The organism is Paenactinomyces guangxiensis (assembly GCF_016055185.1).
Lineage (GTDB): Bacteria > Bacillota > Bacilli > Thermoactinomycetales > Thermoactinomycetaceae > Paenactinomyces > Paenactinomyces guangxiensis.
Map to the genome: position 1 here is coordinate 191280 of NZ_JAECVR010000001.1, position 11987 is coordinate 203266.

Genomic DNA, 11987 nt, shown 5'->3' on the forward strand with positions numbered 1-11987 from the left:
TTGCTGTCCAAATCTATTTTAAAGCTTCGTATAACCGCTTTTTCGGCCTCTGCAATCCATCCGGACTCCGGTGACTTCGTCAGTTTTTGAAACAGCACAATCCGCAAAGAACCGGCCTATCAGATCATTATGGGTTTTGGTGAGAATCCGGTTTAGGGATAAAATTGAATATCTCATGAGTTTCAAAACTGTCCACAAGTCTGCTCAACCACTCATAATAAGCGAGAGCCTGATGTAACTTTTGTATATCTTTCCCGGCCATCTCCCTTATTTCTTCTTCCACATCATGATCGTTTGCAACCTGGTTCAGTTCAACCAGAGATCTGCGAATCGCTTCTCTATTCATTTCGATCCCTTTGCGCCATTTAATACAGAAAAAATCAATAAATGTTTGATACCAATCCTGTTCGGCCTGGTACAGATCTTTTCGCTGCCCTTTCACCCATACTTTTTCTACCATGTTTAAGTCAGACAGAAACCTTACACCCGCGCTCATACTGGTTTTACTCATCCCCAGCGCCTGGCTCATTTCTTCCAGAGTCATAGGAGCGTCATTAAAATAAGTAATCCCGTATAACCGCCCCATCGATGGGGACACTCCGTATAGATCCATATTTTTTGCGATTGATTCAATGACTCGATTCCGCGCTTTTTGAATTCTTTCCAAGCCGTTCATTTTTAATCTCTCCCGCCGAAAGGTGGATTTATTGAATTATTATTAGTATACTTTATACAGTTCATACGGTAAAAACTTTACAAACCGTCAGCTGTGATGATCATACCTTCATCACTAAAAAATTTCAAGGAGGTTGAGAAATGGTTTTCTATATATCGATTGCCATTATCTTGCTATTTGTCATATGGGGAGTTGCCTATCCTGAGGTTTTAGCAAGCACAGCAAATGAAGCCTTTAATTTTACAATCGAAAAATTCGGCTGGTTTTACCTGATCGCCACTCTCGGATTTCTCATATTTTCACTTTATCTGGCATTCAGCAGGTATGGAAAAATTAGACTCGGTTCCAACGACGATGAACCGGAATACTCTAATTTAAGCTGGTTTGCCATGCTATTTAGCGCCGGCATGGGGATTGGCCTGGTTTTTTGGGGGGTTGCCGAGCCACTCTCACATTATCTTACACCCCCGGAAGGGGCTACGGGAGGAACCCCCAGATCTGCCCAATTGGCTATGCGCTACTCTTTCTTTCATTGGGGTCTTCATCCCTGGGCCATCTATACAATTATTTCATTAGCACTTGCTTATTTTAAATTTCGTAAGGGGTATAAAGGATTGATTAGCTGGACTTTTACTCCGCTGTTGGGGGACAAAGTAAATGGCCCCATTGGCAAGATCATTGATATATTAGCCATTATTGCCACCGTTTTTGGGGTTGCCACATCTCTGGGACTGGGAACCTTACAAATCAATGGGGGATTGAACATTCTCACCGGGACCCCCAACACGATTTGGGTGCAGCTGATCATCATAGCGATCGTGACGGTCCTTTATATGATTTCTGCAACTACCGGGCTTGATAAGGGAATTAAGATCCTGAGCAATTTCAACATCATTCTCGCATTAGCACTGTTATTATTTGTTCTGTTCGCAGGCCCGACTTCCTTTATTTTTGATACCTTTACCGTTACCTTGGGTGGATACTTACAAGATCTTGTCGAAATGAGCTTGCGGCTCACCCCCTTTACCCAGGGAGACTGGGTCGGGAGCTGGACCCTGTTCTACTGGGCCTGGTGGATTGCCTGGGCACCTTTTGTCGGAACGTTTATCGCCAGGGTTTCAAAAGGGAGAACTATTCGGGAGTTTATTCTCGGGGTTTTATTGATCCCCAGTGCATTTAGTTTTGTATGGTTCTCTGTATTTGGAGGAACCGCTTTGAAATTTGAGATATTTGACAAATTCAAACTGGCAGCTGCTGCACAAGAAGATGTAACTTCCGCCCTGTTTGTCACCCTCAACCACCTGCCTCTCGGACTGATTATTATGGGGCTGGCTACGCTGTTAATTATTACATTTTTTATAACCTCCGCCGATTCGGCAACATTTGTGCTGGGAATGTTTTCATCAAACGGTGATCTGAATCCTTCCACCAGAGTAAAGATCATCTGGGGAATTTTGCAATCGGCAATCGCTATTGTCTTATTGTTCAGCGGAGGTTTACAGGGTCTGCAAAAAGCATCTATCGTTGCTGCTCTGCCATTTGCAATTATCATGGTGTTCATGTGTTTTTCGTTACTAAAATCCTTGAAAACGGAGATAAAAGAAGAGCAAAAAAAAGAACGGGAACGACTTAAAATTATAGATTTGATACTAAGTAAAAAAGGCCAATATTGATAAAAGAAGACCGATCCACATGAACGCGGATCGGTCTTCTTTTTCTATCAATTCACCCCAGTGTCAAATGAAAGCGGTCAGAACCCTTACAGCCAAGCCCGGCTCCATCATCACATTTTTATAAAATCCGGTAAAAATCTTATTTCCACAGATTTCCCAGCAAATCGGGTGCAATATTTCCGCCACTGATCAATACCCCTATACGTGAACAGCCTTCAGCCAATTTATTGTGCAAAACAGCGGCTAATGCAACCGCAGCTGACGGCTCTATCACAATCTTAAGGCGCAACATGGCAAATTTTACAGTTTCCAAAATCTCTTCATCAGAAACAGTAACGATTTCTGCCAGATGGTTTTTTATAACAGGAAAAGTGAGCTCACCCGGGATCTGTGAACGGAGGCCGTCTGCGACTGTGTCCGGGGGAGCGATCTGAATTCGCTCACCGATCTGTAAGGATTGAAGTGTATCATCAGCACCGGCCGGTTCCACTCCATATATATTTATTTTTGCATTGATGCCATGTGCAGCAATACAGGTTCCGGAGATCAAACCGCCGCCGCCGATGGGGGCCGCGATGGCATCCAGGTCAGGAATTTCCCTCAACAACTCTAATGCTGCCGTTCCCTGACCCGCCATGATATGTGGATGGTCATAGGGGGGTACCAGAGTCAGGTTCCGTTCTTTGGCAATCTGTTCAGCAAAAGTGACACGGTCTTCCTTGTGTCGGTCATAAAAGGCGATTTCAGCTCCATATTCCCGTGTTGCTGCTACTTTAACTGGGGGTGCATCCAAAGGCATACAGATCACTGCTTTGATTCCCAGGAACCTGGATACCAGCGCGACAGCCTGGGCATGATTGCCGGAAGAATAAGCAATGACACCCTGCTTTTGTTTTTCCACGGACAATTGGCTGATCATATGATAAGCGCCGCGAAATTTAAAAGCGCCTCCGCGTTGAAAGTTCTCGCACTTGAGAAATACTTCACACCCACAACGGCTGTTTAACGTACGTGAGGTCAATACCGGGGTTTGATGGGCGACTCCCTGCAGCCGCTGATATGCATTTTGTACATCGTCAAAATCAATGATTTCGCGCAAATTATTTGCACCACCCTTTTTTTAAACCACCATATCTGATACCGGCACCAATACCAATGAAAACCACTTGGATTGTTTTTCTATAATATTATATTTATTAATTGTAAACTATTGTTTGTATTATTTGTATATTAAACTTTCGATTTTAATAAAAAGATACTATTCCGTATATATTGATAAAAAGATCCTACGCAGCTCAGACATTTTAAGAATTTCATATAAATAATAGAACCTATCATTTGTGTTTTAGAACACATCCTAGTTTCAAATAAAATAATATTCTATAAGTGTAGTAAAATCAGACTAATATGGAGGGAGAAAAATATGTTTAAGAAGTTCAAGCTGGTTCTGCTAGCTGGTGCTACTATATGCACCATGCTTTCCCTATCGCTCTCGCCAACTACACATGCAGAAGCAAAGAGTACAGCCGCTCAGCCATCTGAATCCGTAACAATCAATGCAGTGATTGGTGATGACTATCCTTACAAAAATGATAGTTGGAACTCAGCGGACCCCTGGGGTTTTTACAAACGCAACTGTACTTCCTTTGTAGCTCATCGCATGAACAATAACCATAAGTTTAAATTTACCAACTATATGAATGGCGGACACTGGGGTAACGCCAATAACTGGGATAACAATGCAAGAGCACTTGGTTACACAGTGAACAAAACACCTAAAGTGGGAGCCATTGCTCAATGGAACAGTGGATCATATGGACATGTCGCTTATGTAGCTGAAGTAAGAAACAATGGTACAGAAGTTGTGATCGAAGAGTACAACTGGGCTACTAAATATGGATATGGTAAGCGCACTCTCTCTACCTCTAGTGTTGAGAACTTTATCCATGTGCTTCCCGGCTCTTCAGATGAAATCACTGGTACTGTCCATACAGATAACGGGCTGCCTGTAAATGTAAGATCAGGTCCAGGCACGTCTTACAGCATAGTAGGCAAAAAGTATGATGGAGACGTTGTAACCATTGAGTGCCAAATTAGAGGGGAAACGGTAACAGGTAAATATGGTACAAGCGATCTCTGGAATCGAATCGGCACAGGCCAATATATCTCCGATACTTACGTGTATACAGGTTCGGATGGTCAAGTTGCCCCTACTTGCCCCTCCCCTTAAGGCTAAATCTAAAATCTACTAATTCCATATCTTGATGACGATAGAGGTCTTCTCTATCGTCATTATCATTCTCGAATTATTGCAAAAGTTTAGAAAGACTGGAGAGGATATTAGTGAAGATTTCTAAGAAACCGATTCTATTATTATCCTGCATTCTTATGTTCAGCTTTGCTTTGAGTCCATCCGCTTATGCAGCAAGCGTCTACACGGAGTTTTTTGGGATCTTTGAGAAGGGTCCAGCTATGCCTCTTTATTCTGATTCCAATTCTGAATGGGTTCCACAAGGACTTGCTTATGTGAAAGAGAAGAATTGGATTCTAATATCCTACTACTGGTACACCAGCAATCAAAAGGCCAGTACTATCGCTGTGGTTGATGCTGCTACCAGGCAATATGTGAAACAAGTTTACTTATATGAGAGCACAAGCAACCCACAAATGGGACATGTAGGAGGTCTGGCAGTCAGTCAAAACAATTTGTGGGTAGCCTCTGAAGAAAGCGGTAATAGCTACAATCTCTTGCAAGTTAAATTAGACGATCTCATCAACACTCCTGATCAAGGAAAATTAATTGCGGCCAAACGCTACTCCTTAAGTCACGACGCTTCCTATGCAAGTTATTATAATGGAGTTCTTTGGGTGGGTGACTATACGCATGGTTCATCCGGTTTATGTTCCCCCACTTCAGGAGGAAAAGTATACGGATACACATTGAACAGCAGTGACGAACTCTCTTCCACCTCTCCCTCACAAACATGGAATACACCGGACCGCATTCAAGGTATGGCTATGACTGCTGATCGCGTGATCTACAGTCAATCCTGTGGTCGTACTAATGACAGCAAATTAATTACGTATACCAAAGGTACAAATGGAACCCAAGTAGACAGCATGGTGGCGCCACCGATGAGTGAAGGATTAGCCATTATTAATAATTCCCTCTATGTCAGCTTTGAATCCGGGGCCAAACCCTACCTTTCAGGAGGGAAATATCCACTTTACCATCTATACTATAGCCCATTAGGCAGCTTTATAAATAGAGTAACCGGGGTCGTAAATACAAGCGGAATAAATTTAAATGTTAGATCAGGCCCAGGCACCAGCTACAGTATTGTAGATCAGGTAGCTGACGGAACCAAGGTAACGATTAGATGTCAGATCAAAGGGGAGACCGTAACGGGTACATATGGTACCAGCAATTTATGGGATCAAATTGGGGAAGGCAAGTATGTTTCCGATACTTACGTGTATACAGGTTCAGATGGTCAAGTTGCGCCAACATGCGCGCCTTAATCTACAATCATATAAGCTTTTATACAAGGGGGATTAAAAGTGATGTATCTACGTAAAGGGCTGCATCCATTTTGGCTTCTTGCTTTGGTAGTAGCTTTGCTGGTCAGTACGATCTATCCATTACAGCAAACTCAAGCTTATGAGGCATCTTCGACCTCAAAAACCGATCCTTGGACTCAGAAATCCGTTCTTCATTACCTGCTGTTTACCAAGGATACAAACGTTGAACAAGCTGTTGCACAAATGAAAAAAGAGCTTGCTCTCACTGATTCTGAAATGAATCAGCTCGCCCAAATCGCAGCAGACGAATTCATCTATTTAAGAGAACTAAAAAAAGAGTCAGATCAATTTGTTTTAGATGAAAAGCTATCAAAGGAAGAGAAAATACAAAAGATTAAAGAAACAGGCTATACCCGGAAACATGATCAAGCGCTTACAAATACTGATCAAAAGGTACGTCAAGTGTTAAAGGGTCGCTATTCTAAATTCCGCCAGTATATCAAAGCTTGGTGGGCAAAAGAGAGTACTATGCGAATAACAGAGTTTAAAACGGAAGCAGCTGCTAATAATATCCGTGTTTTTGCTACACAATATAATCCCAATCAAGCAGGCGCCTTAGAAGTAGCTCTGCCAGATAAATATCTCAAATTTGCTAATTTAGGCTGGCAAACGTCTCCACCATATAACAATCCACCATACACGGTTGATATTACACGGATATCAACTGGTAAATCCATCACTGATGTTCATGTAGATGAAGTAGGTCCTTGGAATCAAGATGATAACTACTGGGACCCGGATTCTGAACGCCGCATCTATTCTAAATTATGTTGTACTTCCCAAAAGTTAGATCTGGGAGTACCAGAGTCTTATGCAGCATATTATAGCAATTACAACAACGGAAAAGATCAGTTTGATCGAAACGTTGCTAACCCTGCCGGAATTGATCTTACTCCGGAAGTAGCGAAACGACTAGGCTTAGCTTCTTTACAAAATGACTGGGTCACCATTACCACTGATGACTTAGATCCGAGTGGAAATGGAACGATTACAGGTACTGTACACACAGACAACGGTCTTCCCGTGAATGTAAGATCCGGTCCAGGCACGTCTTACAGCATAGTAGGTAAAAAGTATGATGGAGACGTTGTAACCATTGAGTGCCAAATTAGAGGGGAAACGGTAACAGGTAAATATGGTACAAGCGATCTTTGGGATCGAATCGGCACAGGCCAATACATCTCCGATACTTACGTGTATACAGGTTCGGATGGGCAGGTTGCTCCAACTTGTTCACCTTAATATGATCCAAAGGTAGATTGTTGACAATATAATTTATATTTTGAATACAATGGGGCTATTGTAAAAAATCCATCTCGGTTGAGTGAGCGGGTTCTCACCTCTCATTCTGTGCTGGAGATGGATTTTTTGTTTTTTTATCAAGTAGACAAAAAACCCGGCGAACCGGGTGTTTACGTGATATTCGATGTTATCCAGATACCATCACATCGGACAATTGGAGGTAGCGCTTCCCCCGTATGTATAGATATTTGACTTTCTTTTCTTTTTCCAATTGCTTAATATGCCTTGTAATCGTAGCTCTTGTAGATAAGATTGCACAGGCAATCTCCTCATGAGTAATAGGTACAGTTAAGACTACATCATCATTTTTACTCTTCTTACTATATTGTTTAGACAGGTAGATTAATAGATTAATCAAACGATCTTTCACATACTTTAACCTCTGAATAGAGGTGAGCTCTTGAGAACGAGCAGAAAAATCTCTTAATTTCTGTAATATCTCTAAAGTAAGTTTTTGTTGATGAATTTGCTCCCAGTCTAGCATACAGATCTCTGCATGTTCATTGGTACGGAATTCATAAACATTAAATTGACAAGCAGCAACTTCTACAACATGCCCCTCTTTTAAAATGTCGATTAATACTTGACTCCCGTCAGATAAAAGCTCCCATAGATAAACGATCCCTTCTTTTACAATATAGACTTTATCATGATGCAGAGAGATAATTTCTCCTGATCGGAGAAGCTTGCTATGAAAACAATGAATTTGATTAAAAAGCTGTTGATTCATTGTTATTCCTCCATCATTCAATCCCACTCTGATACACTTCTTGAACCCATTGAAACAGACATATTAAAGAAGAAGGATCGTGCCGTGGAGGCGCGTGACTATAAAAGAAAGGAATTGGTCTTGTTTGTACCTTCCTTTCCGATTAAACGTACATTAAAAATTTTGAAGCAAATCCATTTAATCCTGCATCGCAAGTCTACTGTGAAAACGTTTGCGAATCAACATGATGAAAAATCTGCCAACGCCTGCAACTCTGAAAATAACAACATGGGATTTGCCCAATATTCAAACAAAAGATGACTAAAATAATGGCATAATCATACGTACATCATATGTAGATGGATGGGAGGGTCAGACTCCCAAGATAAGCTTATGTTACTACATCCAAACATGAACCACCTACCTTAAATCGTTGAGAAACAGCTCCTTCACGGGGGGCTCTGAGCTTGAGACAAGTTCAGGAAACTTTACACCGATTCTTAGGGGAAGTCTCCGTAAGGCTAACCTAGCCGAACATATGACCCCCTCCTTAGGCCATATCGATCTGTATGTGGCCCCAACTGTTATAAACTGTCTTATTTATATTTTATAAATAGATTGTTTCAGGAAAATAAACACTTGTTTCTAAATTGTAAATTCAAAGAGAGAACGAGAATTCGAAGACCTTATATCTATTTAGATCAACTTATTAATTTAAATAAAAGCCATCGATCAATCGAACAGTGAATTTTAAACGTAAAACAAAAATAAATAAGACTGTTAACCGAAATACAGTTAACAGTCTTATTTTATCATAATCGCCATTACACGGCAGCGGGGCTCGGAACATCATCAATCACGCGGACAAAGGTGCCCCGGCAATACTCGGAACCTGCTTTGTCAATGCGAACACGGCATACTTTACCAACCAGCTCTTCATTGGCAGGGAAGATCACTTGCAGGTAATTGTCAGAGTAACCCATGTACAATCCGCTCTGCGGGTCTTCTTTGTACGGACGCTCAGGAATCACTTCCAGAACATCACCGACAAACTTCTCAGCATACTGATAGGACAAATGATTAGAAAGTTCAATCATGCGCTTGACCCTTTCATGTTTCACTTCTTCCGGAACCTGATCGGTCATGCGGGCAGCCGGAGTTCCTGTCCGTTTGGAGTAAGGGAATACATGCAACTGGTACATCTTCAATCCCTCGATCAAACGGTAGCCGTTCTCAAACTGCTCATCTGTTTCACCTGGGAAACCAACGATCACATCTGTTGTAATAGCCACATTTGGCATCGCCTCATGCAAACGCATGATTTTTTCTTTGTACTCAGCTACTGTATATTTGCGGCGCATCCGTTTGAGGACGGTGTCATCGCCGGCCTGGAGAGGAATGTGCAAATGGCGGCACATTTTTTTAGAGGCGTTGAGCACTTCAATCACACGTTCATCAATCTGGCTTGCCTCAATTGAGCTGATGCGGATACGTTTCAGGCCTTCCACCTTGTCCAGATCCCACAGGAGATCGGCCAGTTTGTAGTTTTCAAAGTCTTCGCCGTAACCACCCGTATGAATTCCGGTCAGCACAATCTCTTTATACCCGGCTTCCACGAGCTGGCGTGCCTGATTCAAGACACTTTCCGGTTTACGGCTGCGGGACAGTCCTTTTGCCCAGGGGATGATGCAGAAGGTACAGAAGTTGTTGCAGCCTTCCTGAATTTTGAGAGAGGCGCGTGTGCGTTCCGAGAAAGCCGGCACATCCAGCTCTTCAAATTCACGCTGCTTCATAATGTTTCCAACAGCGTTGATCGGTTGGCGTTCCCGGCGGAACTGTTCCACATAATCAAGCAATTTGTCACGTCCCTGGGTACCGATCACGATATCCACACCCGGGATTGCAGCCACTTCTCCCGGGGATGTCTGGGCATAGCATCCCGTTACCGCTATAACCGCGTCCGGATTTTTACGAATCGCCCGCCGGATCACCTGGCGGCTTTTTTTATCCCCAGTGTTGGTTACCGTACAGGTATTGATCAGGTAAACATCCGCTTTCTCTTCAAAATCAACCCGTTGGTAACCCGCTTTTTTAAACATTTGCCACATCGCTTCTGTTTCATAAGCATTTACTTTGCAACCCAGGGTATGAAAAGAAACAGTTCTCATTTCGTTTCACCTCCTAAATCATTTCGTGCAAACAATATACAAGACAAAGCTGCCAGCGAAGCTGTTTCCGTACGAAGAATGCGTGATCCCAGGGTGACGGGAATCGCCCCTGCACGCTGAGCCCCGGCAACTTCCGACTCCGTAAACCCTCCCTCCGGTCCGATGATGAGAAGGATCTGCTTGGAGGAAATTTGCGCCAAGCTTTTGGCAAGGGGAACTCCGCCCTTTTCATAAGCAATCAAAGCCTCTTCAGTACGGTGGATTTCCTCGAGCAGTCCGGTCCAGCTGACGGGACTGGCTACCTCGGGAATAAAACCGCGATGGGCCTGTTCAGCCGCTTCCTTGACAATCCGCTGCCAGCGTTCACGCTTCTTCGCCGCTTTGCGGGCATCTATCTTAACAATTGTACGTTCTGATACAAAGGGTAGAAAACGGACAGCACCAATCTCTGTCCCTTTTTGTAAAATCCATTCCAATTTATCCCCTTTTGGCAATGACTGGGCAATCGTCACTTTTGTCTCCGGCTCACCCAGCGAAGAGGATTTGTCTATCACCCGGCACAAAACAGCTGCCGGATCGATCTCTATAATCTCAGCGAGATAATCATTTCCCCGGCCATCACAACAGACCAGCTGATCTCCCGGACGGCTTCTCATCACATTTTTGATGTGGTGCACATCTTCGCCGCTAATCCGGATCCGGTCCCGGTCCCTTTGTTCGGGGGAGATAAAATAGCGTTGCATTGGACACTCCTATCAGTTTACCATTTTTTTGCGGCAATTGCCACCCAGCCTTCATGGTGAATGGTTTCCAGCACCTCAAGACCGAACTCTTGCAGGGATTGAATCACCTGGTCAGCCTTTTCCTCTATAATCCCCGATGCGATGAAAATCCCTCCCGGAACGAGAACCCGTGGGAGTTCAAAGACAAAGAGCAAGATAATTTCTGCGAGGATATTGGCCACGACACACTCCGCAGTATCTGAGACGCCTCTCAGCAGGTCTCCTTCACGGGCCGTGACAACACCTTGCATGTTATTTAGTTTCACGTTTTTTTCTGTGTTTTTAACAGCAAGAGGATCTAAATCAAGAGCCAGTACACTTTCAGCTCCCAGTTTAGCCGCAGTAATACTCAAAATTCCGCTCCCGCTGCCGACATCTATTACACGCATGCCCGGTGTCAAATACTTTTCCAACAATCTCATGCTGAGAACGGTCGTAGGGTGGGTCCCCGTTCCAAATGCCATCCCCGGGTCGAGTTCAATCACCTTTTCCCAGTCGGACTCGGGTACATACTCTTCCCAGATCGGCTTCACGGTTAATCTCTCTGATACCCGCACCGGTTTATAATAGTTCTTCCACTCGCTGGCCCAGGACTCTTCGTTAACCGTTTTGGCTTCAACGGTGGCCGGTCCGGGATGGATACCAAACTCGTTAAGCTGTTGCACCCTGCTCCTCACTTGCTTGAGCAAGGTGTCTACATCTGTTAATTCAAACTCGGGCAGATATGCTTTAATCTTCACTCCCTGTTCAGGGTAATCCGCTTTGGACAGTTCAATAACCTCTCCGTAGCTGGTTTCCCACTGGCGTTCAAGAACTTCGGGGTCCTCGATGGCCACACCATCTGCCCCCAATTCCTGAAGAAGATTACTGACAGCTTCGACGGCCTCCCGGCTTGTATGCACACTTAATTCAACCCAGTTCAAATTCGTCCTCCTTCAAAATAGACAAAAACGGGCTGACTGCCCGTTTGTTGCTTGTTGACAAAATTTTCTTTAAGGGGAGGGAATTGGGGCTTGCTTCCGGATAGTTTGTCCCATCAGGCCGCTGCGCCAACTAACGCTCCCCATTATGCTTGTCATCCATGTTAAACGGGGA

The 11987-nt window shown here is 43.7% G+C and carries 12 protein-coding genes; 5 read left to right on the forward strand and 7 right to left on the reverse strand.

What is annotated here, in order from left to right; translation table 11 throughout:
• Window positions 1-127: 127 nt before the first annotated feature.
• A complete protein-coding gene (gene cudC / locus I8U27_RS01010) occupies window positions 128-676 on the reverse strand; it encodes a choline uptake/conversion transcriptional regulator CudC (protein WP_181750348.1) in 549 nt (182 codons plus the stop codon).
• Window positions 677-816: 140 nt separating this feature from the next.
• Here cudC and I8U27_RS01015 point away from each other — a divergent pair, with 140 nt between their 5' ends.
• Window positions 817-2349 (forward strand): glycine betaine uptake BCCT transporter, encoded by a 1533-nt coding sequence (locus tag I8U27_RS01015; protein ID WP_181750347.1) that lies wholly within the window; start codon window positions 817-819, stop codon window positions 2347-2349.
• Window positions 2350-2488: 139 nt separating this feature from the next.
• Here the strand turns inward: I8U27_RS01015 and I8U27_RS01020 are convergent, their stop codons facing one another.
• The gene (locus I8U27_RS01020; RefSeq protein ID WP_181750346.1) at window positions 2489-3448 is read right to left on the reverse strand and encodes a pyridoxal-phosphate dependent enzyme; all 960 of its coding nucleotides are present in this window, start codon (window positions 3446-3448) and stop codon (window positions 2489-2491) included.
• Between the two features lie 375 nt (window positions 3449-3823).
• Here I8U27_RS01020 and I8U27_RS21230 point away from each other — a divergent pair, with 375 nt between their 5' ends.
• From I8U27_RS21230 to I8U27_RS20435, 3 genes are all read left to right on the forward strand, one after another.
• Window positions 3824-4579, forward strand: a complete 756-nt coding sequence (locus tag I8U27_RS21230) for a CHAP domain-containing protein (protein WP_181750345.1) — start codon at window positions 3824-3826, stop codon at window positions 4577-4579.
• Between the two features lie 113 nt (window positions 4580-4692).
• On the forward strand, window positions 4693-5871 hold the full coding sequence (locus tag I8U27_RS21105; protein WP_309506079.1) for an SH3 domain-containing protein: 1179 nt from the start codon (window positions 4693-4695) through the stop codon (window positions 5869-5871).
• A 42-nt stretch (window positions 5872-5913) separates the two neighbouring features.
• The gene (locus tag I8U27_RS20435) at window positions 5914-7173 is read left to right on the forward strand and encodes a hypothetical protein (RefSeq protein WP_181750344.1); all 1260 of its coding nucleotides are present in this window, start codon (window positions 5914-5916) and stop codon (window positions 7171-7173) included.
• Window positions 7174-7360: 187 nt separating this feature from the next.
• Here the strand turns inward: I8U27_RS20435 and I8U27_RS01045 are convergent, their stop codons facing one another.
• Window positions 7361-7963: a Crp/Fnr family transcriptional regulator gene (locus tag I8U27_RS01045; protein ID WP_181750343.1), complete on the reverse strand. Its 603-nt coding sequence runs from the start codon at window positions 7961-7963 to the stop codon at window positions 7361-7363.
• Between I8U27_RS01045 and I8U27_RS01050 the strand changes: the two genes are divergently transcribed.
• Window positions 7925-8263, forward strand: coding sequence for a hypothetical protein (locus I8U27_RS01050; RefSeq protein ID WP_181750342.1), 339 nt, complete (start codon window positions 7925-7927; stop codon window positions 8261-8263). The genes I8U27_RS01045 and I8U27_RS01050 overlap by 39 nt on opposite strands.
• A gap of 503 nt (window positions 8264-8766) precedes the next feature.
• Here the strand turns inward: I8U27_RS01050 and mtaB are convergent.
• Genes mtaB through I8U27_RS01070 form a run of 4 tightly spaced genes read right to left on the reverse strand, consistent with a single transcriptional unit; the run spans window position 8767 to window position 11945 of the window.
• Window positions 8767-10110, reverse strand: a complete 1344-nt coding sequence (mtaB, locus tag I8U27_RS01055; protein ID WP_181750341.1) for a tRNA (N(6)-L-threonylcarbamoyladenosine(37)-C(2))-methylthiotransferase MtaB — start codon at window positions 10108-10110, stop codon at window positions 8767-8769.
• On the reverse strand, window positions 10107-10853 hold the full coding sequence (locus I8U27_RS01060; protein ID WP_181750340.1) for a 16S rRNA (uracil(1498)-N(3))-methyltransferase: 747 nt from the start codon (window positions 10851-10853) through the stop codon (window positions 10107-10109). The genes mtaB and I8U27_RS01060 overlap by 4 nt, the downstream gene beginning before the upstream one ends.
• Before the next feature lie 17 nt (window positions 10854-10870).
• On the reverse strand, window positions 10871-11815 hold the full coding sequence (gene prmA / locus I8U27_RS01065) for a 50S ribosomal protein L11 methyltransferase (RefSeq protein ID WP_181750339.1): 945 nt from the start codon (window positions 11813-11815) through the stop codon (window positions 10871-10873).
• On the reverse strand, window positions 11802-11945 hold the full coding sequence (locus I8U27_RS01070) for a hypothetical protein (RefSeq protein ID WP_181750338.1): 144 nt from the start codon (window positions 11943-11945) through the stop codon (window positions 11802-11804). The genes prmA and I8U27_RS01070 overlap by 14 nt, the downstream gene beginning before the upstream one ends.
• Between the last annotated feature and the right edge of the window lie 42 nt (window positions 11946-11987).

Bases quoted from the DNA above. Each gene is read 5' to 3' on its own strand.
- I8U27_RS01015 (WP_181750347.1), top strand. From the start codon at position 817: ATGGTTTTCTATATATCGATTGCCATTATCTTGCTATTTGTCATATGG.
- I8U27_RS01045 (WP_181750343.1), bottom strand. From the start codon at position 7,963: ATGAATCAACAGCTTTTTAATCAAATTCATTGTTTTCATAGCAAGCTT.
- mtaB (WP_181750341.1), bottom strand. From the start codon at position 10,110: ATGAGAACTGTTTCTTTTCATACCCTGGGTTGCAAAGTAAATGCTTAT.
- I8U27_RS21230 (WP_181750345.1), top strand. From the start codon at position 3,824: ATGCTTTCCCTATCGCTCTCGCCAACTACACATGCAGAAGCAAAGAGT.
- cudC (WP_181750348.1), bottom strand. From the start codon at position 676: ATGAACGGCTTGGAAAGAATTCAAAAAGCGCGGAATCGAGTCATTGAA.
- I8U27_RS01050 (WP_181750342.1), top strand. From the start codon at position 7,925: ATGAAAACAATGAATTTGATTAAAAAGCTGTTGATTCATTGTTATTCC.
- I8U27_RS20435 (WP_181750344.1), top strand. From the start codon at position 5,914: ATGTATCTACGTAAAGGGCTGCATCCATTTTGGCTTCTTGCTTTGGTA.
- I8U27_RS01060 (WP_181750340.1), bottom strand. From the start codon at position 10,853: ATGCAACGCTATTTTATCTCCCCCGAACAAAGGGACCGGGACCGGATC.